The sequence below is a fragment of the Agrobacterium larrymoorei genome (genome assembly GCF_005145045.1).
GTDB lineage: Bacteria > Pseudomonadota > Alphaproteobacteria > Rhizobiales > Rhizobiaceae > Agrobacterium > Agrobacterium larrymoorei.
Genome location: NZ_CP039693.1, coordinates 1 through 22595 on the forward strand (window position 1 = coordinate 1; position 22595 = coordinate 22595).

At 55.3% G+C, this 22595-nt stretch carries 20 protein-coding genes and 4 pseudogenes; 11 read left to right on the top strand and 13 right to left on the bottom strand.

The annotated features are described in order from the left end of the window. The 4 genes from repA to CFBP5473_RS21090 all read left to right on the top strand — a co-directional run bounded on the left by repA (window position 1) and on the right by CFBP5473_RS21090 (window position 4869). Window positions 1-1224: a plasmid partitioning protein RepA gene (gene repA / locus CFBP5473_RS21075; RefSeq protein WP_037170728.1), complete on the top strand. Its 1224-nt coding sequence runs from the start codon at window positions 1-3 to the stop codon at window positions 1222-1224. Continuing rightward, window positions 1221-2252, top strand: coding sequence for a plasmid partitioning protein RepB (repB, locus tag CFBP5473_RS21080; RefSeq protein ID WP_027674184.1), 1032 nt, complete (start codon window positions 1221-1223; stop codon window positions 2250-2252). The genes repA and repB overlap by 4 nt, the downstream gene beginning before the upstream one ends. A gap of 201 nt (window positions 2253-2453) precedes the next feature. Then, the gene (repC, locus tag CFBP5473_RS21085) at window positions 2454-3668 is read left to right on the top strand and encodes a plasmid replication protein RepC (RefSeq protein ID WP_027674183.1); all 1215 of its coding nucleotides are present in this window, start codon (window positions 2454-2456) and stop codon (window positions 3666-3668) included. 145 nt (window positions 3669-3813) lie between these two features. Next, window positions 3814-4869 (top strand): D-alanyl-D-alanine carboxypeptidase family protein, encoded by a 1056-nt coding sequence (locus CFBP5473_RS21090; RefSeq protein WP_027674182.1) that lies wholly within the window; start codon window positions 3814-3816, stop codon window positions 4867-4869. Between the two features lie 75 nt (window positions 4870-4944). Here the strand turns inward: CFBP5473_RS21090 and CFBP5473_RS21095 are convergent. The 4 genes and pseudogenes from CFBP5473_RS21095 to CFBP5473_RS21110 form a co-directional block, all read right to left on the bottom strand. Beyond that, window positions 4945-5718 (bottom strand): annotated as a pseudogene (locus CFBP5473_RS21095) (ABC transporter permease). Further along, on the bottom strand, window positions 5702-6532 hold the full coding sequence (locus CFBP5473_RS21100; RefSeq protein WP_027674181.1) for an ABC transporter ATP-binding protein: 831 nt from the start codon (window positions 6530-6532) through the stop codon (window positions 5702-5704). The pseudogene CFBP5473_RS21095 and the gene CFBP5473_RS21100 overlap by 17 nt, the downstream one beginning before the upstream one ends. Window positions 6533-6543: 11 nt before the next feature. Further along, window positions 6544-7545, bottom strand: a complete 1002-nt coding sequence (locus CFBP5473_RS21105; protein ID WP_027674180.1) for an ABC transporter substrate-binding protein — start codon at window positions 7543-7545, stop codon at window positions 6544-6546. Between the two features lie 48 nt (window positions 7546-7593). Then, window positions 7594-8676: a 4-oxalomesaconate tautomerase gene (locus CFBP5473_RS21110; RefSeq protein ID WP_027674179.1), complete on the bottom strand. Its 1083-nt coding sequence runs from the start codon at window positions 8674-8676 to the stop codon at window positions 7594-7596. Between the two features lie 106 nt (window positions 8677-8782). Here CFBP5473_RS21110 and CFBP5473_RS21115 point away from each other — a divergent pair, with 106 nt between their 5' ends. Beyond that, the gene (locus tag CFBP5473_RS21115) at window positions 8783-9682 is read left to right on the top strand and encodes a LysR family transcriptional regulator (protein WP_027674178.1); all 900 of its coding nucleotides are present in this window, start codon (window positions 8783-8785) and stop codon (window positions 9680-9682) included. A gap of 786 nt (window positions 9683-10468) precedes the next feature. Further along, window positions 10469-10813 carry a hypothetical protein gene (locus CFBP5473_RS21120; protein ID WP_136954417.1) on the top strand — a complete coding sequence of 115 codons (345 nt, stop codon included), beginning with the start codon at window positions 10469-10471 and terminating at the stop codon, window positions 10811-10813. A gap of 602 nt (window positions 10814-11415) precedes the next feature. Here CFBP5473_RS21120 and CFBP5473_RS25120 read toward each other — a convergent pair. The 4 genes and pseudogenes from CFBP5473_RS25120 to CFBP5473_RS21135 form a co-directional block, all read right to left on the bottom strand. Next, window positions 11416-11556 (bottom strand): hypothetical protein, encoded by a 141-nt coding sequence (locus CFBP5473_RS25120; RefSeq protein ID WP_169696909.1) that lies wholly within the window; start codon window positions 11554-11556, stop codon window positions 11416-11418. 39 nt (window positions 11557-11595) lie between these two features. Then, entirely contained in the window at window positions 11596-11826 is a 231-nt protein-coding gene (locus CFBP5473_RS21125) for a hypothetical protein (RefSeq protein ID WP_027674175.1), read from the bottom strand. 92 nt (window positions 11827-11918) lie between these two features. Next, a pseudogene (locus tag CFBP5473_RS21130) lies at window positions 11919-12850 on the bottom strand (TIM barrel protein). Window positions 12851-12978: 128 nt separating this feature from the next. After that, complete coding sequence (locus CFBP5473_RS21135) at window positions 12979-13365, bottom strand: hypothetical protein (RefSeq protein ID WP_234881904.1); 387 nt, start codon at window positions 13363-13365, stop codon at window positions 12979-12981. Window positions 13366-14135: 770 nt separating this feature from the next. Between CFBP5473_RS21135 and CFBP5473_RS21145 the strand changes: the two genes are divergently transcribed. Next, a complete protein-coding gene (locus CFBP5473_RS21145) occupies window positions 14136-14372 on the top strand; it encodes a DUF6894 family protein (RefSeq protein WP_027674174.1) in 237 nt (78 codons plus the stop codon). Window positions 14373-14375: 3 nt separating this feature from the next. Here CFBP5473_RS21145 and CFBP5473_RS21150 read toward each other — a convergent pair whose 3' ends face one another. Continuing rightward, complete coding sequence (locus CFBP5473_RS21150) at window positions 14376-15059, bottom strand: Crp/Fnr family transcriptional regulator (RefSeq protein WP_234881905.1); 684 nt, start codon at window positions 15057-15059, stop codon at window positions 14376-14378. Between the two features lie 280 nt (window positions 15060-15339). On the opposite strand from CFBP5473_RS21150, the gene CFBP5473_RS21155 reads away from it, so the two are divergent. Then, window positions 15340-15591 (top strand): hypothetical protein, encoded by a 252-nt coding sequence (locus CFBP5473_RS21155; protein ID WP_027674172.1) that lies wholly within the window; start codon window positions 15340-15342, stop codon window positions 15589-15591. 52 nt (window positions 15592-15643) lie between these two features. Here CFBP5473_RS21155 and CFBP5473_RS21160 read toward each other — a convergent pair whose 3' ends face one another. Beyond that, window positions 15644-16423 (bottom strand): Crp/Fnr family transcriptional regulator, encoded by a 780-nt coding sequence (locus tag CFBP5473_RS21160; RefSeq protein ID WP_084631472.1) that lies wholly within the window; start codon window positions 16421-16423, stop codon window positions 15644-15646. A 310-nt stretch (window positions 16424-16733) separates the two neighbouring features. On the opposite strand from CFBP5473_RS21160, the gene CFBP5473_RS21165 reads away from it, so the two are divergent. Together CFBP5473_RS21165 and CFBP5473_RS21170 are read left to right on the top strand one after the other, a co-directional pair. Beyond that, window positions 16734-16982 (top strand): type II toxin-antitoxin system VapB family antitoxin, encoded by a 249-nt coding sequence (locus CFBP5473_RS21165; RefSeq protein ID WP_027674171.1) that lies wholly within the window; start codon window positions 16734-16736, stop codon window positions 16980-16982. Next, window positions 16979-17392 carry a type II toxin-antitoxin system VapC family toxin gene (locus CFBP5473_RS21170; RefSeq protein WP_027674170.1) on the top strand — a complete coding sequence of 138 codons (414 nt, stop codon included), beginning with the start codon at window positions 16979-16981 and terminating at the stop codon, window positions 17390-17392. The genes CFBP5473_RS21165 and CFBP5473_RS21170 overlap by 4 nt, the downstream gene beginning before the upstream one ends. Window positions 17393-17402: 10 nt before the next feature. On the opposite strand, the pseudogene CFBP5473_RS21175 reads toward CFBP5473_RS21170, so the two are convergent. The 3 genes and pseudogenes from CFBP5473_RS21175 to CFBP5473_RS21185 all read right to left on the bottom strand — a co-directional run. After that, window positions 17403-18245, bottom strand: a pseudogene (locus CFBP5473_RS21175) (site-specific integrase); the annotation flags it as partial. Between the two features lie 110 nt (window positions 18246-18355). Then, on the bottom strand, window positions 18356-18880 hold the full coding sequence (locus tag CFBP5473_RS21180; protein ID WP_027674169.1) for a GNAT family N-acetyltransferase: 525 nt from the start codon (window positions 18878-18880) through the stop codon (window positions 18356-18358). A 13-nt stretch (window positions 18881-18893) separates the two neighbouring features. Beyond that, window positions 18894-19445: a recombinase family protein gene (locus CFBP5473_RS21185; RefSeq protein WP_027674168.1), complete on the bottom strand. Its 552-nt coding sequence runs from the start codon at window positions 19443-19445 to the stop codon at window positions 18894-18896. Window positions 19446-19609: 164 nt separating this feature from the next. On the opposite strand from CFBP5473_RS21185, the pseudogene CFBP5473_RS21190 reads away from it, so the two are divergent. Beyond that, a pseudogene (locus CFBP5473_RS21190) lies at window positions 19610-22576 on the top strand (Tn3 family transposase). The last annotated feature ends 19 nt before the right edge of the window (window positions 22577-22595 follow it).

Sequence of the window (22595 nt, forward strand, 5' to 3'; positions counted from 1 at the left end):
ATGGCGATAGCAGAAAGAGCAGAAAAGGCAGCTTTTCCGAAAGAGGATGCAGGCAGCAAGATCATGCGCCATGCAAGCCTTCTGTCGCAACAGCTTCAGCAGCTTCGGACGCGAATGTATCCTCCGACATCGGAAAAGAGCCTGCGCCCGTTTCTAACGAACGAAGTCTCCAAGCTGACATCGATCCCTGATTCCACCCTCAAGCTGATGTCGAGCGAAGGACGCGGGCCGATGCCTGGGCGGCTCGAGAACAATCACCGAGTTTATACACTGGCCCAGATCAACGAGTTGCGCGAGCTGTTCGCCAGCCAGAAGCCCGCTGAAGCGTTGCGTTTTCTTCCCCGCCGCCGTGCGGGAGAACATCTCCAGGTCGTTGCCATTGCCAACTTCAAGGGTGGTAGTGCAAAAACCACGACCTGCGTGCATCTCGCGCATTACCTGGCTCTACAGGGATATCGCGTTCTTGCACTCGATCTCGATCCGCAGGCGTCTCTATCTGCGCTGTTCGGCGCGCAGCCGGAATTCGATGTGGGTGCCAATGAGACGATCTATGCAGCACTGCGTTACGACGAGAGCGAGCGAAGGCCAATCCGCGACATTATTCGCAAGACCTATTTCGACGGCATCGATCTGATCCCAGGAAATCTCGAGGTCATGGAGTACGAACACGAAACACCGCGTGTTCTTGCACAAAAATCGAGTTCCGGTGCGATCTTCTTCGAGCGGTTGAAGCTTGCGCTGGCCGAGGTAGATCAGGACTATGATGTCGTCATTCTCGATACGCCGCCGTCGCTCGGCTTCCTGACGCTGAGCGCCATATACGCTGCCACCAGCATGATCATCACCGTGCATCCGGCCATGCTCGATGTCGCTTCCATGAGCCAGTTCCTTCTGATGATGGGTGACTTGATCAGCGTACTCAACGAAAATGGTGCGCAGCTCGACCAAGACTTCATCAGATATTTGGTGACAAGGCATGACCCGAATGATGCGCCGCAGTCCCAAGTGGTTGCGATGATGCGGCATCTGTTCGGCACAGATGTATTGCTGCCGACCTCCATCGAAAGCACGGCAGTCGAGGCTGCTGGTCTGGCCAAGCGCTCGATCTATGAACTTGAGATGGGACAGATCGGCAGAGACACGCATAAGCGCGCGCGCGAAGCGGTCGATGCCGTCAATGAGGCCATCGTCAAGCTCATCACTGACAGTTGGGGACGAGCATGAGCAAATCACCCCGCAAATCCATTGTCGCGAACTTCGGTCTTCTTTCCGCGGAGCTGGAAAGCAGGCTCGCCTCCGATACGCCAAACGAGCCGCAGCCTCAGCCGCAAGCAACACCCAACAGGGTGGGCGCTGGTGTTATCGGCGCAGCGCACCGTGCGATTGACGATATCAAATCGGAGCGTGATCGGCTCAAGGCACTGATCGATTCCGGTGGCGGCGCGATCAAGGAGATCGACCCCTCCAAAATCGATCCGTCCCCCTACCCCGATCGGTTGCCCGATGACGGTTCGGAAGATTTCGAGGTCTTCCGCAACTCCATCAAATCGGAAGGCCAGAAAGTACCAATCCAGGTTCGGAAATCGCCCTCTGCACCTGACCGTTATCAGGTCATATATGGCCATCGCCGCCTTCGCGCTGCGAAAGAAATCGGTATTCCCGTGCGTGCTATCGAGGTGGAGATTTCCGATCTCGATCTCGTCATTGCGCAGGGCATTGAAAACGCCAACCGGCAGGATTTGAGCTGGATCGAGCGGGCGCTTTTTGCGCGCCGCATGGACGAAGCGGGCATCAAGCCGCGTGATATTTACGCGGCGCTTTCCATTGACGATGCCGAATTGGCGCGCATGCGGGCAGTTTACCGGAACGTGCCAGGCGATGTCATCGAAGCGATCGGCAGGGCGCCCAAGGTTGGCCGTCCGAGATGGGCCGATCTTGCCAAGGCTGTTTCCGAAAAGCCTGATGCGGTGGACAGTCTCAGAAACCTGCTGGCCGATGCTGATAAACGCCTGGCGAGTTCGGATCAGCGGTTTTTGGCAGTCTTGGCAGCGCTAAGGCCGACGGCAATTGCAAAAAAATCCGGTAAGACGATTAAGGGCTTCAAGGGTGATGTCATCGGCAGCTATGTGCGCTCTTCAAAAGATTTGCGCATTAGCGTGGAGGATCAATCCGGGACGGAATTCTTGAAGTTTATCGAGCAGGAACTTCCCGCGCTTGCGGAGCAGTTCGCGCGCGCGAAAACGAAAAACTGACCTGAAGCTGCAAGCAGTTTCGAACGAAAACGAAGGACGTAAACGAGCAAAAGAAAAAGGCCCCCTAAACGTTGCCGTCATGGAAGCCTCTCTCGATGTGTGAGAACTTGAGAATCGCATTTCCATGAATCCTAGTCAAGAGTTTTTGGCACCGACTTCGGTGGGCGCTCTTCTTTTGCCTTTTTGAAAGAAGGCGGGACAATGGAACGTGGACAGGTGACGACGCCCTTCGGGCGGCGGCCGGTTACGCTTGCGCTTGTGAAGCGGCAGATTGCTACTGGCGAGATCAAGCAAGGGGCTTCGGCTGACAAGTGGAAGGTGTTTCGAGATGCCTCCGAGGCGCGGGAACGCTTGGGGCTTCAGGATCGGAGCCTTGCCGTTCTTGATGCCCTGTTGAGCTTTTATCCCGAAAATGAGCTGCGTCAGGACGCTCAGCTCGTGGTCTTCCCTTCCAATATCCAACTTTCGATCCGCGCGCATGGAATTGCGGGGGCGACGCTGCGCCGTCACCTGGCAATTCTGGTTGAGGCTGGCCTGATAATTCGAAGAGATAGCGCTAATGGCAAGCGATATGCGCGCAAGGACGACGCGGGTTCTATCGAAGACGCTTTCGGGTTTGATATCTCGCCACTTTTAATGCGGGCACAGGAACTGGCCTGCCTTGCCCAGCAGGTAGCGGCGGATCGTCTGGCCTATCGGCGTGCGAAAGAACACCTCACCATTTGCCGGCGAGACATCCGCAAGCTGTTGACGGCTGCGATGGAAGAGGGCGCTCCAGGCGATTGGGGTCAGATTGAGGATCGATATATTGCCCTTGTCGCCCGTATTCCGCGTTCGCCAAGCTTGGAAGAGCTGGGCAGCTTGGGTGAAGAGATGGCGAAACTTCGTGACGATGTCGTCAAGATGCTGAGTTCCGAGGATATTTCTACAAATATGACTGGCAATGATGCTCATATTGAGCGTCACTTACAGAATTCAAATACCAACCCCCCTTATGAATCTGAACCAAGCTCTGACGAAGAGCAGGGAGCGAAGCCGAGCCAGAACAGGCAACAAATGCATGTGCCGATGAAGGCATTCCCATTAGGGCTTGTCTTGCGTGCGTGCCCAGACATTGCCAATTACGGACCGGAGGGCCAGATCAGAAACTGGCGCGAAATGATGACGGCTGCGGTCGTCGTGCGGTCGATGCTGGGGGTCAGCCCGTCCGCCTATGAGGAGGCGTGTGACGCGATGGGGCCTGAAAATGCGGCGGTGACGATTGCCTGCATTCTTGAAAAAGGCGGCCACATCAATTCGCCGGGCGGATATTTGCGAGATTTGACGAACAAAGCGAGACGCGGCGAATTTTCTCTCGGCCCGGTTTTGATGGCCTTGCTGCGCGCGGCGGGACATCCGGTTTCAGCAACAGGGTAACGAGCAGATATAATTTGATAAGGATGTTGCCGTCTGCGTCGCACCCCTGCCCTATTCTGGAGCGAACTAGCCGGTCTTGTTGCAGTGGCGGGTTGGAATGTGGCATTCAGACATTCCGAGTTCCGCAGTTTGAAAAGCGTCTAAGATGAAAAGCCTGATCAGTCGTATTGTGTTGTCCTCCCTGGCGCTCGCACCAACTCAGTTGCATGCGACGCCGGTTCTGGTTCTTGATGCGGATAGTCGGCAGGTTCTCGCTCAGGAAGATGCCGGCGTTTTGTGGTATCCGGCCTCGACAACAAAGCTGATGACAGCCTTCGTAACGTTCGAAGCGCTGCGGGCCGGGGAGATTTCACTGTCGACGCCGGTCACCATGACGAAGAAGTCAGTCGGTCAAGCATTTCTGGAATCCGGCCTCGTTCTCGGGCAGACGATGACGCTTGAAGATGCGCTTTACGCGATGATTGCAGCATCGGCCAATGATGTCGCCATGGCGGTGGCCGAAACGGTCGGGCACGGAGACGCGTCGTTCGTTCAGAAGATGAATGATGCGGCGAAGCGCCTCGGGATGACTGGGACGCATTTTTCCAATCCGAACGGCCTTTTCGATAGAAACAACTATACGACCGCCCGCGATCTGGCATTGCTCGGCCTTGCGGTTGAGCAGCAGTTTCCGGAATTCGAACGCTTCTTCCAGGCATCGTCCGTTTCGATCAACGGCAAGGAGATCAAGTCGAACAATTTACTCTTGACCCGATATCGCGGAACGACTGGGCTGAAGACCGGTTTCCTCTGCGCATCCGGCCGTAACTATGTCGGCACTGCCACGCGAAACAACAGGAAGGTCATGGTTGTCATTCTCGGAGCAACGACCGAACGGGAGCGCAACGAGAGGTCCGCGCAGTTTCTCGATCAGGCATTCGACGGATCGCTTGCCGCCAATGCAGGATCGTTGGAATCTGTGGTGAACCGCCCGGATGTGAAACCGGAAGACATGCGAATTCGCCTCTGCACAAAGGAAAGTGCGAAATACGAGGCTGAGCGTGAGGCGATGTACCCTATGGGACTGGCAGGTCAGAAGAGCTATCTCGATCCTGAAATTCCCGGTATCGTCCGCACCGTAAACACCTGGCAAAGCGAGGCGTCTGCCGAAGTGCCGCTCCCCTCCCCTCGCCCGACAACGAGCCAAGGCGAGTTGAACTAATCTGTTCATGTGGCGGCTTACAACAGAAAAGTCGACAGAAAAAACCCCGCTTGCGCGGGGTCTGTTCATGGTTGCTTATGCTGGTCTCTCGGCGGTATTCGGTCGCCATTTGATCAGATGCTTTTCTACGAAATCGAGGAGCAGATCGATCAGGAGAACGAAGATCGCGAGGATGAAAATACCTGCGAAGACGCCGACAGCATCGAAGTTTCCTTCTGCCTGAGCAATGAGATAGCCAAGGCCCGCGGATGATCCGAGATACTCGCCGATAATCGCGCCGACGACCGCAAAGCCGACGGATGTTCTAAGGGACGAGAGAATCCAGCTTGCCGCTGCGGGGAAATAGACATGGCGTAGCAGGTCGGAACGCTTGGCGCCCAGAATTCTGGCGTTGGACAGAACGACAGGATTGACTTCGCGAACGCCCTACATGGCATTGAAGAAGGTGACGAAGAAAACCAGCGTCACGGCCAGCGCAACCTTGGACCACAAGCCGAGACCCAGCCAAAGAACGAAAATCGGCGCGAGAACGACGCGCGGAATGGCGTTCAGACCCTTGATGAAAGGATCAAGAATGCGCGCAGCCGATCTGGAAAGTCCGAGCCATACACCCGCTGCAACACCAAGTCCCGTACCGATGATATAGCCAAGCACAGTTTCGGTGAGCGTGATGGAGACGTGACGGTAAAATCCCGTATCCGTTACCCAGGTGATGACCTGTTTTACGATATCGACCGGGGCCGGAAAGAAGAAAACGTCGATAATTCCGGCATTGACGCCCAGCTGCCAGCCGCCGACGATGACGACCAAAAGAGCCAGTTGGATCATGCGTTCAGTCATGGCGTTCATAGCTTTTCTCCACTTCGCCGCGCAGGGACGCCCAGATGTTTCGATAGAGTTCGGTAAATCGCGGATCGAGTTTGATTTCGGCGACATCCCTTGGACGTTCGAGATCGACCGGGAAGCTGTCGATGACCCGGGATTTTGGACCGGCGGCCAGAACCACGACGCGGTCTCCGAGTGCGATCGCTTCTTCGAGATCATGTGTGATGAGGACGACCGCCCGGCGCTCCTCCTGCCATAGCCGCAAAAGCTCGTTCTGCATCAGGTGGCGGGTGTGAATATCGAGTGCCGAAAATGGCTCATCCATCAGAATGACTTTCGGGCCGGTAATCAAAGCCTGCGCCATCTGAACACGTTTTCTCTGACCGCCGGAAAGCTGGTGGGGATAGCGATGCTCGAAGCCCTTCAGTCCGACTTTGGCCAGCCATTGCAAGGAACGTTCGCGTCGCTCAGCCGCCGAAACGCCTTGGAACATCGGGCCGAGCTCGACATTTTCGATTGCCGTCTTCCAAGGCAGAAGCGCATCCTGCTGAAAGAGATAACCGATATCATTGTGCACGCCATTGACGGGCTTTCCGTCGATTGAGACCGTGCCATGCGCGGGTTTCAGCAAACCGGCTATGGCGTTCAAAATGGTGCTCTTGCCGCAACCGGTCGGTCCGACGATTGCGACGAACTCGCCATCCTTGACATCGAGATTGACATCCTGAACCGCGACGAATGAGCCGAAGGCCATGGTTACAGCATTGATGGACACCATGGATTTGGCGGGAGCGGGCTGCTCCAGATTATGAGTCTGTTTTACAACGGCGACAGACATTGCGGCCTCCCTCAGTTAGATGCCGCTTTGGGCACTTTGTTTACGAAATCATTCGTGTAGGTCTTCGACAGGTCGATATCTGTTGCCGCGACTTTCTCGTTGAAGGTCTTCAGAACATCGAGCGGCGTCTTGACGTCGGTCTCGTTCATCACACCGTCGGCAGAAAAGATCGGACGCGCATTTTCGACGGACTTGATGTAGGTTTCGCGGTCTCCGGAGATGAATTCCGGCGGAAGTTTCTCGACGATTTCCTCTGCCGAATGGTCTTTCATCCACTGAAGCGCCTTCACCGTCGCATTCGCGACCTTCTGAACGGTTTCAGGATTTGCCGAAATATAATCCTGCGTGGCGTAGAGAACGGATGTGGGGTAGATGCCGCCGTAGATCTCCTTGGCGCCATCATCATTGCGGGCATCGATAATGATTTTGCCCACGCCCTTCTCCACCACGAAGGTCGCAGCCGGATCGTAATTCACCAGAAGATCGATCTTGCCCTGCTGAAGTGCGGCGACAGCGGAGGAGCCGGAGCCAACGCCGATCAGCGAGACATCGCTGGGCGAGAGATTATGCCGCTGAAGATAGTAGCGGACGAATAAATCCGATGACGAGCCCGGCGCGGTGATGCCGACTTTTGCACCCTTCATCGTTTCCGGTTTTGCCGGATCGAACTTGCTATCGGGGGTGCCTGCCAGCACGAGGCCGGAATTTCGTGCAAGCGTCACGAAGGCAACCACATGCTTGTTCTGAGACTGCATCTGAATGGTGTGATCGTAGAAGCCGACCGCGATATCGGTCGATCCGGCAACAAGTGCCTGCAGGGTTTTGGAGCCGCCTGAGGCGAAGTTTTCTACTGTAACTTCAAGACCTTCCATCTCATATAGGCCGAGACCTTTGGCAACCGGAAAAGGAAGGTTGTTGAGATTGTAGGATCCCACGCTGATGCGGACGGGCTCTGCCAATGCGCTTCCCGCCATCGCTACGGATGCTGCAAGAACCAAAAGAAACTTTTTCATGATAACTCCTCCTGATGACACTCTCCCGGTGTCTGTTTGAAATGAATTTCAGGCCGCTCTAATAAGGCGGTGGCTGGGTTTTGCGAAGACATGTCCTTCGAATAGCCGGCGGGCGGTTCGCAAAATGCCAGCGACGACCTTCCCTTCCCTCTCCGCCAACTTCACATCGAGATGGCCGCTCGGGTGTTCGATAGAGAGAATTGTCGGCGGCTGGCGCCGTCCAATCAATCTTGAAGCAACGGTGTCGTCATTGATGCAGGCCGTTGCAATTCCCACCGCGCCGGTCGTTGCCAAAGATGGGTGGCATTGAGCGGGCATGAAATATCGTACACTGAGATCGAAGCCGTGGCGCGGTTTAGAAATGAGTACGGGCTTCGGGGTAACCTGATTGGTCACATCACCCATGCCCATGCGTTGGCCGGCGGCGAGCCTCAGTTTTTCAAGTCTGGAGAGCAGCTCTTTGTTGCTGTTCAATGCATCTGCGGTCTCATAGCCCGAGACGCCGAGCGCTTCCGCTTCGATGAGAACCATGGGCATGGCGCAGTCGATGCAGGTGACCGCAATATCCTCTACGAACTCGATGGACCTTCCGGTTGGGAACAGACTTCCGGTCCTTGCCCCTGCCGCATCCATGAAAGTCAGAGCGATGGGAGCCGCCTGCCCCGGAACACCATCGATGGAGGCATTACCCAGATAAGCAACGGTTCCGCCGGGTGTTGGAACCTCGGCCTCGATCAGTTTGCCCGTGTTGACATTGTGAATTCGCACCAGCGTCGTGTCGCCCCTCACCGGCGTAAGGCCAGCCTCGATTGCGAAAGGTCCGACGGCTGCGAGCATATTTCCGCAGTTTGGAGAGGTATCGACAAGTTGCTGATCGACCCGGACCTGCGCGAACAGATAATCGACGTCCACATCGGGTCTTGAAGCCGGGCCGACGATTGCAACCTTGCTTGTGACCGGGTTTCCACCCCCGATACCATCGATCTGTAACGGGTGCCCCGAACCCATTACGGACAGAAGCATGTCATCACGCGCCTTGATATCCGACGGCAGGTCAGATGCGAGAAAGAATGGTCCTTTGGAGGTCCCTCCCCTCATGAGTACACATGGAACAGCAGTCAAATCATTCATCACCGGCCTCCAATGATGCATTTACTGTAATAATCAGCGTAGTTATTGCTATTATCGGAAGGAGCATTAATTTGTGAAATGCTAAGAACGGCAGGATTGATGTGAAATGAACATTAATTGTGAGATTTTGGACCTCCGCGCTTTTCTTGCAGTGGTGGACTTGGAAAGCTTTCACAGGGCAGCGGAACTGCTGAATATCTCACAGCCAGCGCTCAGTCGTCGCATACAGAAGCTGGAGCAGGTAATCGGCTCTCCGCTTCTGGAACGGACGACAAGACATGTTGCGCCTACGGCTGTAGGGTCGGAACTGATCCCTCTCGTTCAACGGATGATCGAGGAATTTGACAGCTCGCTATTCTCGCTTCGTGACCTTGGTCCCAATCGTAGTGGTCTGGTGACGATTGCCTGCATTCCCACGGCAGCCTTTTACTTTCTGCCGACCGTCATCAGGCAGTTCAATGTCGAGTATCCAAATATCCGCTTTCGCATTCTCGACTTGACCGCAACGGAAGGCCTTCAGGCGGTCTCTCGCGGCGAGGTGGAATTCGGTATCAACATTATGGGGAATTCGGACCCGGATCTGGCTTTTGACAAATTGGCTGAAGACCCGTTCGTGCTGGCGGCCAGAAGCGACCACCCGCTGGCAGAGAAAGCGGAAGTGGAATGGCCAGACCTCGAGCCCTACCCTCTTATCACCGTCCACCGCTCAAGTGGAAACCGCACGCTCTTAGATGCAGCACTTGCACGCTCAAACATCAAACTGAGATGGTTCTATGAGGTAACGCACCTCTCCACCTCACTTGGTCTTGTCGAAGCGGGTCTGGGTATTTCTGTGCTTCCCAAGATGGCGACGCCTCACGGCGACCATCCCTACATTGTCACCCGACCAATTCGAAACCCGGAAATATCGAGAGCAATCGGAACTGTGAGGCGGCGAAGCGGCTCACTCTCCCCTGCTGCGGAGAAATTTATGAGTATGCTTCTGGGGACTTGGAGGAGCGATTGATGTGTTTTACTGGGAGCGTGGGAGTCAGACTTTGATAGAGCCTATGAAAGCCTGTCAGCTGACAGGCGTGCACGGCGTAAATCGGTCGCTCTTGAGAGGTTCCGGCTTTCGCTGAAAAGCGCAACTGACGGCTCTGTCTCGTGCGTGTGTCGCGTAACGAAATCATTCATGTGCGCGTTACCTGTCAGCTGACAGGGTTTTATTTAATCGCCTTTCTGCACTCGCACTAACTGGAAAGCGCCTTACGCCTTTCTGACTGGAGATGCTCACGAAGCCTGTCAATTGACAGGATTCAGTCGTTGAAACGGGCCGCGTTGTGTACGCGCCCCTAGATATCGACTGTAACTGGGATTGTCGTAGCAGAATTCTAGAAAGCCTCGACGAGCGTGCCGACGGTTACATGAGGGTAGCTCAGGCCGCCAAAGTCTAGGAGGCTCAATTGTGAATATTGGAGCTTCAGAATTCGCGTCCTTCCCCATTTGCCACGATTTCGATAGCGAAGACTGAGTCTTGCGAAACGGCCACCGCGCTTTTGGTGATGAGGGGAATATTCTCGATACCGCCAATATCTGTGTCGAGGTAAGCAGTTGTGTGATTGACTTCAATGTCTTGCCTTCCGTCAAAATTTGGCTGTTCAGCGTATCGCGGAGTACTTGGTTGGGATCGGACACGATCAGTTGTGAGATTTCAGATGGGAGCGGGGCGCTTCTAGACGGCTAGGGAATCGTGAGATCATATTGCTCAAAAAAATTGGCGGTTCCCGCCGCAGGGGGCTGTTCACCGATCTTGAATGGGATTGTGAGGGATGGTCGCCAGGCGCGCGATACTGGCTTCGGCTTTTGGATCCGTCGTTGCGGGAATGTTAAGCCACATGCCTGGCTCAATATGCAGTGCGCCGCCCGTCAGCGCATCCGTTACACGGTGGAGGTAGGTCACACCGTAGATCGCGATATCATCCTGAACACTTCCGCGATTGAAGACAGGCGCGCCGATGCTCGTAAATTCTACCGTCTCGCGCAGTTGAAGAAAGAAGCCGATGGGCTTTTTCTACCGGGGGGGGATCAGGCTGAAGCCTGCTCCTTCCCTGAAGCCGGGCAAGTCTTTCAAGGCGCCCAACCTGTCGGCCAATAAGTCCTGCGGTGCTATGGCACGTAGGGGCGTGGCTTTCAAATCAAATCCATTTACAGTAATCCAATTTGGCTCCGATTGAGAAAATGGAGCGGTGAATGTTGTGGGGTCGGAAGGTCGACCTCAGGCGCAATTCGCCAAAGCGCTCTGTAGGGTAGACAAACCCTTCTGTGCCACCTGATAGGCGCTCTTCACGCCCACCGCTTCATGTTCGCCCGGTATACAGAAATTACGTCTTGTGATGCGCAGCCCTTGCAAAAACGGAGGTGCCGCGTTGAACTTCGATAGGGTGTGGGCCTTTATATTGGGCCTTCACGGGGGCAGAAAGCTGGCCCAAGGTCTCCAGCTATCTTGAACTTCACCACGATCCGGCGCTGAGATATGGATATAGTGAAGTCTGTCTTGCTTAAGCAAATCCTTGATATTCCGATCAAATGCATCGGGCTATCGCTACCGAGAAAAACATGCGCGCTATCCACAGTTAGTCCTGCGAAGGGATTGCCAATGTTCGCCAGAAACTCCAGCACGTCCGAGACCATGTTCGGTGTTGGCGTCTCCCAGTGATCGACGGGCTCGATTGCGATTTTGACGCCTTTCTTGTCCGCCTAGTCGGCCAACTCGCTGATCACCGGTTTGGCGAGGATGTAACGTTCGCTCAGCCAGTCCTGCAGGGCATCCGACCTGAGAGCGGTCCCGTCATCAAGGGTTGGAAATATGTCATAATGGAAGATGATCGGACCGGCCATGACGGTCTTGCCACCCAGTATCGCCGTTATATCGACGCGTCATTTCAGGTAGGCGAGGGCGGATTCTCGCTGTTCCCTATAGGGCGAGGTCGGATCGAAACTCCGCGTCGTTCCGACATTCGTGGTATAGGTCAGATTGCCTAGAGCTGCTGTTCCAAGCCTCTCCCGAAAGCGCTTGTAAAGATCAATCTCGGCCACCTGATCGGCTGTCTGTTGAGGTGCAATCGAGATATCGAAGCCTATGTAGCCCATCTCGGCGATGTGGCGCATATGCTTGAACAGGCGATCACCATACGCTTCATCCTACGGCTGAACATTGGCGGTAAACATGAAGAGGCTGAGAAGGATATCCTGCTGCATGATTACCATCCTAGAATCTCGCGAGGTTAGCGCGGCCCATCTTGGTACATTGAAGTGGGTTGGCTTTCGCCGGGTCCTGCTCGGCCTTCACGCAAATCCAGCCAGCGAAATTGGCGTCTGCCAGGGTCGATAGAATCTCAGGAAATGTCTTGATGTCTCCATCACCCGGAAGGGTAAAAATGCCGGCTTCGATACCCTGCTGGAAGGAGAGCCCTTCGGAATGGATGCGATCCACCACATTCCGGCGTATGTCTTTGAGGTGGATGTGTTTGATACGGCAGGCGTATTTCCGGGTGAGCGCCAAAGCATCCACGCCCGCAGCGGTTTGATGTGCGGCGTCGAGGAGCATGTGGACGAAGTGGGGCTCGGTCGTATCCATTAGGTGATGGATTGCTTCCGTTTTCATTACGCCAGTTCCGAGATGCGGATGGTAGCAGAGCTTGCGGTTGCGCGCCTGCGTCTTCCGACCGGCTTCTTTCAAACCTTCCATCAGCCGCTTCCATTGGTCATCATTGGAGTCGGGGCAGTTGGGAAACAGTGCCAAAAGCAGCGGGTTGACTGCGCCACCGAACTCGGAAACCACGAGATCGGCGCGGCGAGGGTTGTCGCTTTCCTGCTCCATCTGTTCCAGAAAGTCGAGCTGAGCATCGACATCGGCGAGTGTGTGCTCCATCATGGCTTCGATGGTGAAATAGGTACTGGCCCATGGCACCGAGATTTGGAGCCCACGCAAATCCAGGGCAGGGCGCAGCACGTTCGGATCGGTCGGATATTTTTGGCCCCCGCCACAGCCGACATACGCAATCGCCATTTCGACGCGCCTGCGCATAGGGAATGCCGATATCGATATTGTTGAAGTCATCTTTCCACAAACGCGTCGGGGTAAGCCCAATCAAACCTTGTCTATGGACAACTTATGGGAGCTCTTGGTCATAGGGAAACTTCGCTTCTCAGTACGTTTAAAGGGTTATTTGTGCTCTCGGTAGCCGGCGAAGGACGGACTTATCGGTGCAGACGCCTTTGAGTCGTATGCCGGCGCCCTCGCACCGGCGGGATGCGCGCCTATCGCCTCTCACAGGAGGCCCTCGGTATAGGCTTCCGGGGAAACGAAGAAGCTCGTGTTATCGGGTTTTGGGCCGAAGCGGTCGGACCAGCGATGGAGAAGTTCGGACCATGTTCGGAATACCAGAGCTTCGTCAGCGTCCGGGCCACATCTCCCGGCATCTCAACGCCAAGGATTTTTGCGCGGAGAACTCTTCTACGTTCGTGCTCGTCACCGTCTAGAATGTCGTCGAAGGCTTCCAGTAGCCTGTCGGTAATGTCCTCTCCGACGACGTGATCGAGAGCCGCCAGATAGGCTTTGACTATGCCCGTTCCAAGAAGGTGAAATTCCGTAAAAGCGGTCAAGGTCGATGAGAGGCTGACAAAGGCGTCAGTGCGACTGCTCATGCAACCTCCTCCGCGTTTGGCGATCAACCGGTACCTCGACACCCGGGATTTCGAGAGTGGGGCATTTTGCGTCTCCACCTCACGGTCGCATGCGAGACCTCGGCCCCGTTGCGACCCGGAAGGTGAACGCAAGGCAGCGTGAAACTTTAGTTTCGCCGCCAGATCATGGCGTTGATCACTTTTTTCGGATCATCCGAACTGGGCTATGTCTTAAGAACCACCGTGTCTCCGTTGATCTCGAAGGCGCGCCGCTGGACGTGCCAGACAAGTTCACACAAGCGCTCCCGATTAAATGGACGACATTGTCCCCATCGACATCGTCAGTGCCGCAATAAGCCGTCGCTCTCTCAGTCTCTGAAGCCCTGTTGCATCACCGCTTCTCATGTGCTTCCTTTCAGCGGCTATCATCTGGGCAGACATTTGCTTGGTTGCCATAAATACGAGAAGTCCGTCCGGGTTTGGCCGAAGGGGTTGCGGGGGGGGGGAATCGTTTGCTCCGCGTAGCCTCTACACCATTCGGTTCCTTTTGTGCGAGTGGTGCGCTTCTACGCAGGATTTCTCGTCAGGGGCAACGTTCAAATTGCCCAGAAACGCTACAGTGAATCTCGTCAGATTTTGTCTATCCGCAAGTGAACAAGATCATGATCTGATCAGCCAGCTTATGGACGCCCATGCAGGCGCACCAATTTCAGATATTCTCTTTGAATCTCCGTGCGCGTGGAACCTGGATTGTTTTCTCTTGTTTTTGCTACGAAAGCAGGAGCTTAATTATGCCCAGATACTTCTTTCATGTCCGTTCGCATGAAGGTTTCAGCGAGGATCACGAAGGCACCGAGTTCAACACGGATGCCCTTGCGCGCATCGAAGCCGTACAATCGGCGCGGGAAATGATGGCGGAAAAGATCTTGAAGGGCGAGGTCATCGATGGTGAAGTGTTCGAGATCGTGAGAGAAGACGGTTCGCTCGTAGAAGTTCTTCCTTTTCGATCTGTCGTTCGCCTCGATTGAAGCTCAATCCTTCATTTCTTTGTTAAAGAGAAGATCGTATTCCTTCTCTGCACCGCCATAGGAAGAGCCTGCATATTCCTCAAGTCCCTTGCGATCCCGAACCGTAATCACGCCCCGTTCCGACCTGATGAGGTGGTAGCCTTCCAGAACATGCAGTGACGTCGTGACACTCGGACGTCTTATCCCCAGCATGAGTGCCAGATATTCGTGCGTTAAATTGATCGTTCCGGTTTGTACCCGGTCGTGACACATCAATATCCATCGCGCCAGCCGCTTGTCGATCTTGTCAAGAGCATTGGAATGGGCGGTGTATGAGGCCTGAAGTGCAAAAACATAGATATAGCGCATCAGCGTATCGCAGAGCGAGTTATCGGTTTTCATCAAAGTCCGAAATACGTTTGCGGCGATCCGGTGACCAGAGCCTTCAGCCTGAACGATGATATCGTAGGAGCTTCTCACGCCCCCAACAGCGACTGCGGTGGGAGAGAAACCTTCGCTTCCGAACATACCCGCTTCCGTAGACACGCCTTTGTCGCTTCGAAGCGCGACCGAGCCGATGCCGGAACTCATGAAATACACATATTCCATGACCTCGTCCGTCGTTCCCATCTTGAAGTTTTTCGGCAGATCGACCGGTTCGAGTACGGAGAGAATGCGCTCGCGGGAGGCTTCAGGCAGGAAATTCAATAACCGATTCCGTGTTTGTCCGATCACGTACAAAACCCTTCCGATGGTCTCTTGTATGTCAATAAAAGATAGCATTATCAGTGATATGCAGCAAGACTTCGGTTTACACTCCTTCTCCTTGAAACGTTCTATACGGCAGCTGGCCCGCGATCACGGCAGTTTTCAGTTTCAAACTCCCGAATGTTGGATAAGGATGCATTTATCGTCACCACGATTTGTAGGCAGTGACGGCTGAGAGACACTATATGCTCTTGCCTGCTTGTTCAGGAAGGGTCATGTCATGGACGACCTTAAGCAAACCAGTTCGTTGTCTTCGATAACTGTTCGCGACATCGTCGAAAACCTTGCAGCGCGCTTTTCCTCATCCGAAGCCGCAAGGCATATGATCACGGAGCGTGCTATGAACGTCATTCTCCAAAACCCCGAACTCGACCTCAACGAGCCTCACCTGGAATTGCTTCCAATCGTCAGGGCTGTTGCGGCGGATTATCTGCGTAAATCCGCTGAAAGCCCGAGAGAAAAGAACGCTTAATCTAGGTCAGGGGCACGTAGCGAATCACGGTGCCATTGCGCGCCCGTCAAAGCTAGGCAGATAAGGTGTTGGCTTCTTCTCCGCCGTATAGGAGAGAGGGGAGTTTGTCGGAGAAATCGCTATCGGCGCCGTGCTCGACAAGAACGCGGTATTCGTGTTCAGCCGCGCCGTATGAGCTGCCTACGAAATTTTCCAAGGCTTCGCGATTGCGGATGGTAATCACCCCTCTAGTGGCGCGGACGAAACCCTCTCCTTCCAGCACATGAAGCGACGTTGTTACGCTGGGCCGGCGGACGGCAAGCATCAGGGCCAGATAGTCGTGCGTCAGCTCGATCCTGTTGCTTGGCACGCGGTCATGGCACATGAGCAGCCAACGACCCAAACGCACATCAACATTGTCCAATGCATTGGAATGGGCCGTATAGGCCGCTTGCAGGGCAAACACGTGCACATAACGGAGAATGATCTTTTCGACAGTGCGATCTTCGGCAAGAATGTTTTGAAACGCGCTGGCTTGCATTCGATAAGCATCGCCCTCCACCTGAACCACGACATCGAAGGGGCTTCTGGAACCGCCGACAGCGAGAGAGGAGGGCGAAAAACCCTCATTCCCGAACACTCCCGCCTCGGACGATTTTCCGTTACTGGATGTCAGCAGCACCGAACCGATGCCGGAATTAAGAAAATACACATAAGAAATCGGCTCTCCCATCGTTGCAAGGCGCTGATGCTTTTCGAGCCGAACAAAATCCACCTGCGCAAATGCACGCCTGCGCGACGAACCCGGTAGCATGGACAATATACGGTTTTGACTGTAAAGGTTGTGAGCCATAATTCGCTCTCCTCCCTTTGGGGCAAGAGCGGATCGACTCTCATCCGTCCGCGCCCTGTTCAGTCTGCGAACGATGTATCATCGTAACACTTATTCTGAATTATGTCTAACCGATCCGCGCACGGCGGAAATTGCCTAAGCATGGTGGTCGGGGAGGTGATATGTTGGTCTCCGCGTGTACCAACCTCGCATATCGACCAATATACAGAGAACCAAATCAGAAATACTACTTAGCCATCAAGATGGCATATGCCATCTTGATGGCTTCCGCAATTTCATTTAGATTGGATTCGGACGAAGGAGTATTTCCATGGTAACACCGCAACTATCTGTTCGCAGTTCCAAAGCGCGTGACCTTGCCCACAAGCTTGCCCGCCGAGAAAATCGTACGATCGCTGATATTGTTGAGCGCGCGCTCGAAACCTATGAGGCACGTGAGGCGGGACATGAACCGGCTGCGAAATTCTACAGTCGTCTTGCATCGCAGTCGGGTAAGGATATCGATTTCGACAGTATCATCGATGAAAACAGACGCGCTCACAAAGGCGTCGAGCTTTGATTTTTCTCGATACGAATGTCATCTCTGAAACTTTAAAAAAAGCTCCCGATTCTGCAGTCATAGCATGGTTGGTTCGCCACGATGCCGAGTTGGCACTGCCGACTGTCGCAGTTGCTGAGATCGCTTTTGGTATTCAAAAGATCAGGCCAGATCAACGTGCAGATCGATTGGAAGAGGGGCTTGTGAGCTGGCGTCGACGGTTCTCCGATAAGATGTTTGCCTTTACGGAAGAAGCTGCATTGGCTTATGGAGATATTATGGGGGACGCTGAGCGGCAGGGGAGAGGGATGTCGGTTCCGGACGGAATGATCGCGGCGATAGCGCGCATCAATGGTGGCCGGTTGGCGACTCGAAACCTCAAGGATTTCGAGACAACTGGGCTCGAATTGATCTCGCCTTGGCATTTCTGACACTGAGACCCTACAACAATCGGGCCGCTCGCCCGCTTCTGCGTGTAGCGCTGTTGTAATAGTTGGATGCTTGCTGGACGGAGCGGTGGCGCGACTGCTCCATCGCTTCGGGCAGGGGGATGCCTCGATTGGCCGCTTCGGTTAGATACCCTGACCGCAAACCATGCGCAGAAAACTCCCCACTGTCCAACCCCGCCATCTCCGCTCGCTGCTTCAGAATAGCATTGATGGACTGCGGATCGAGAGCGCGTTTCGAAACCGTGCTCCATTTCCCGATCCCGCGAAACACGCTGCCCTTGTCGATCTTGGCCGCAGTGATCCAGGCCTTTAAAGCCTCGACGGGTCGGCCGGTGAGATAAACCACTTCGTCCTCTTCGCCTGAAGTCGTTTTGGTCCGCCCGAGATGAATAGCAAGCGAGGGGAGGGGAGGGCCGTCTTCGATCTCAATCGGAGCTTCCACGGTAAGCTGCTCCAGGCGAAGGCCTGCGATTTCGCTGCGGCGACGGCCACCGGAGGCGAAGGCGACCATCAGGATTGCCCGGTCACGTAGATCGCGCAGGCTGTCGCTGGCGCAGGTTGCCAGCAGCTTTGCCAGGACATCGCCGGTCACCGCTTTAGCGCTCTTGCGACGACGCTGTCTCGGGACGGCTCGTACGGCGAGGCGAATGGCGGATTTGAGGGCAGGGGAGGGGAAGGCGCCGTCAAGGCCACGCCATTTGGTCAGGGTCGACCAGCTTGCCAGACGCCGTCGCACCGTGTCAGGTGCATGCGGTCCTGTCGATTTCAGAAAGCCCTGATCTCGTAACAACTGATCGATGTTAGCGGGCATTCCGTGATCCGGATCATTTTGGCGTCACGACACGAAAGTGTTGAATTTGTCCGACATATGAGAACGCACAAGGAACGAATTTCTCTTGAATAGGTGGGAGATCGCGAACGGCCACCTGTCGATAAACGGCAAGATTACTCGGTCAGTCTCTGGAAGAGGAGCACCGTATTGTTTCTATAAGTGGTATCCGCGAACGGATTGAACCCAAAATGCGCGGCAATTCGTAGTGATGCCGTGTTGTGTGGGTCGATCATGCAGACTGTACGTTTGGCAATTAGTTTTTGATCAAACCACTCGATGGCTGCCAGGACGGCCTCTGATGCGATTCCTTTTCCTTGGGAACGGTGGTCTATTTTCCACATCGCTTCTGGAGATCCGTCGAAGTCAGCACCATGCCCACGATGGAAGTGCGCGAAACCAACTTCACCCACGGCAGAATTGGTAGCCTTATCTACGACAATAAACGGCCCAAACCCGAAGACGGACCAATGCCCCACAAATCGTAAGAGTCGCGCCCAAGCTTCCTCGTGACTGAGCGGGGGAATGCTAGGCACGCCAGCAACCTCAGAACCTGTGGAAGACCAAAGTTTTGCATACCTTGCAAATTCATCTATAGAATGCTGTTGCAGCCAAAGGCGATCGGTTTCAATAGCTATCACAGTAATCTCGTCATCATCTAAGCTTGAGCGCTTGGTAAAGAGCGGTTTTTCCGATTTTCACACGGGCAGCAGCCTCTCGCACGTTAAGGCCAGCGGCCAGATGCTGGCGGGCCTTCGCGAGCTTTTCGGGCGTCACTACCGCTTGACGGCCGCCGCGCCGGCCACGCTCTTCGGCGGCTTGCAGCCCGGCGCGCGTTCTCTCTCGAATCAGGTCGCGCTCGAACTGCGCGAGTGCCCCGAACAGGTGGAAGACAAGTCGCCCGCCCGATGTCGTGGTGTCGATATTTTCGGTGATAGAGCGAAAGCCAACACCTTTCGCTTCCAGCTCGGTAACGATCTCGATCAGGTGTTTCATCGATCGGCCGAGACGGTCCAGCTTCCAGACCGTCAGCGTATCGCCGTCACGCGCATAGCGGATAGCGTCCGTCAGACCGGGCCGATCGGTCTTCACACCCGATGCCTTGTCCTCGAACAGCTTCTGGCAGCCCGCTTTCTTCAAGGCGTCGAGCTGCAACGCGGTGTCCTGGTCTCCGGTCGAGACCCTTGCGTAGCCGATTGCGGTCATAAGGTGCAATTTGTCCGTTTTCTAGTTCGATGCGGACAATGTCCGATTTGCCGTTAAATAGCAATGTTCGCGGACAAAACTTGTGGATACCGTCAAACGTCCGTTTGTCGGACAGGCATTTTCCAGTTCGCTGCATCTTCGTAACGAAACCGGAAGATAACAGAATGGCACGAAGAGCATTATTGAGCGAGGCATGGTGGCAACAGGCGACAACCATCGCAAATGACGACAGGGAGATCGCCAAGCACTACACACTGGACCGGCCCGACCTCGACCTCATCATGCGGCAGAACAAGGCATCGAACCGGTTGGGCCTTGCCTGTGTTCTGGCCACGTTGCGTTATCCAGGGCGACCGCTTGCGGATGGCGAGATCCTGCCGTTGGGCGTCCTGCGGTTTCTGGCACAGCAGATCGGCGTCGATCACCGTGAGATCGATCGCTACTTCGAGCGGCCCCAGACTCGGCGGGAACATCTCGTTCTGCTTTTCGACCGAATGCAGATTCGGCCATTCGCCCCTTCTGATGTTCGGTCACTGACCGGCTGGCTGACGCCAGCTGCCCAAACACTGCGCCAGGCCGACAAGCTGGCGGACATGGTGGTGGAAGAATTGCGGCGTCGAAGAATTCTCCTGCCGTCGCGATCGGCGTTTGAAGCCATTATTCATGTGGCAATCCGGCGCGGCATCCGTATCGCTCACCGGGCTTTGGCTGGTGGGCTGTCAGAAGGTCAGAGGCTCGATCTAGACAAGCTTCTCGATCCGCGTGACGGAACGAGCCTGACTGTTCTGGCGTGGGCGAGAACACCGGCATTGTCACCAGCCGCCGCCAACCTGGACCGGATTGCCGAGCGAATTCGCTTTCTGCGGTCGCTGAATCTGTCAGGAGCTTTGATGGACCGCATTCCGGGCAAGGTCTTTGACGAATTCGCGGCCGAGGGCATGCGGATGAGTGCGCAGCATTTACGCGACCTCAACCCCGAACGCCGGCACGCCGTCCTAGCCGCGACGGCGTTACATCTTTCCCGCCACCTGACCGACTGCGCCATCGACATGTTCAAGAAAATCATGGGCATTCTGACCAGGCGAGCCGACAATCGGGCAGCCGCTCGCGTGACCCGGTCGGTTCGGGAGGTGCAGAAGCCGCTGAAGGATGTTTCGAGAGTCTGCCACGCGATCATCGAAGCCAGAGAGAAAGGCGAGGACATCGCAAAAGCCATCGAACGCGCCATCCAGTGGCCGGCCTTTACGCTCAGTGTCGAGGCGGTCGATACGCTGATTTCCCCGGATGTCATCGACGGCAAAATCGAGATGCTCCAGCGTTATCCGACGATCCGGAAACTTGCGCCGCAGTTTCTTTCCACCCTCGTCTTCCGTGGTCATGCCGTTGCGGCAAATCTGTTGCGAGCACTATCTGTGGTCGCCGATCTCTATTGCTCGGGCAAAAGGGCGATACCCGACAGAGCTCCGATCTCGTTCGCTCCAAAGGGCTGGATGCCGCTCATCCTGCAGGACGGTAAGATCGATCGAATGGCCTATGAACTTTGCTTGTTCAGTGAATTAAAGCGTCGGCTCGATGCGGGGGATGTCTGGGTGGAGGGAGCTAAACGCTTCCAGTCTTTTGAGAGCTTTCTCATTCCCACGCCAACATTCGAGCTGATGCGTGAGGAAGGCCCGCTCCCGATCGCCGTCGATCCCGATGTCGAGACGTACCTTCGCCAACAGCGCCAGGTCCTGAATGAAGGGCTGGCTGATCTTTCTCGGCTGGCTGCCGCCGGCGAACTCGACGATGTCGAATTGACCGGAACGGGATTCAGCGTCACGCCGCATAAGGCATTGTTTCCAGATATCGCGAAGTCGCTGAAGGCGAAGGTTGAAGGTCGCCTGCCAGCGATCCACATCACCGATCTTTTGCTGGAGGTGGACGCCCGGACAGGCTTCTCCAATGCCTTCACCCATCTGCGTAGCGGTCGAGTGGCCGACAACAGGCTTGCGCTTCTCACCGCGGTTCTGGCCGACGGCATAAATCTCGGCCTTACTAGAATGGCGGATGTTTCTCCCGGCATCACAATGCGCCAGTTGGCATGGGTGCATGATTGGCACATTAGGGAGGACGGCTATACCGCCGCGCACGCCATTCTCGTCAATGCCCAAAGGCAACTGCCCCTCGCCAGACTCTGGGGCGATGGGACCACTTCATCGTCGGACGGCCAATATTTCCCAGCGGGTGGTCACGCCGAGGCGATTGGCGACCTCAACGCTCGCTATGGTCCCAATCCCGGCGCCAAATTTTATCGGTTCACATCCGACCAGTACGGTGCTTTCTACATCGTCGCCATGAACGCCAACGCCAGCGAGGCTATCTATGTCCTTGACGGACTGCTCTATCATGGCAGCGATCTCGCCATTGAGACCCACTATGTCGATACGGGTGGGGTCAGCGATATGAGTTCTGCCCTTTGCCATGTCGTCGGGTTCCAGCTCGTGCCCCGGCTGCGCGGTCTTAAGGATCGCAAGCTCTATCTATTTCCCGGCGACACACCGCCTGAGAACCTGGCGTCACTCGTCGGCGAACCCGTTAACATCGAGCGGATCAAGGCAAACTGGAATGACATTCTTCGCCTGGTCACGACAATCCGTTCCGGCCAGGTCCGACCTTCGACCCTGCTCGCCAAACTATCGGCGTTCCCACGCCAGAACGGGCTGGCGCTTGCTCTGCGCGATCTCGGCCGCATCAACCGGTCAATTTTCCTGCCGTAATGGTGGCGAAATCCGGAGATGCGCAGAAATGCGACCGCAGGCCTCAACAAGAGCGAAGCTCAGAACACCTTGGCGCGAGCGCTGTTCTTCAACCGCCTCGGAGAGTTGCGCGACCGGACCTTCGAGAGTCAGTTCTACAGGGCATCCGGCTTGAACCTACTGATCAACGCCATCGTCTACTGGAACACGCTGTATCTTGAACCAGCGTTCGCCGAGCTCAACCGGGAGGGTATAACTACACCGCATGACGTCATGAAGCACATTACCCCACTCGGCTGGCAGCACATCAGTCTCACCGGCGATTATATCTGGACGCCAACCAACGGCGCTGATCTCAGGCCGTTGCGACAGCAAACATCCATCCTCGCAGCGTGATCACCCTATGTTCTCAAAA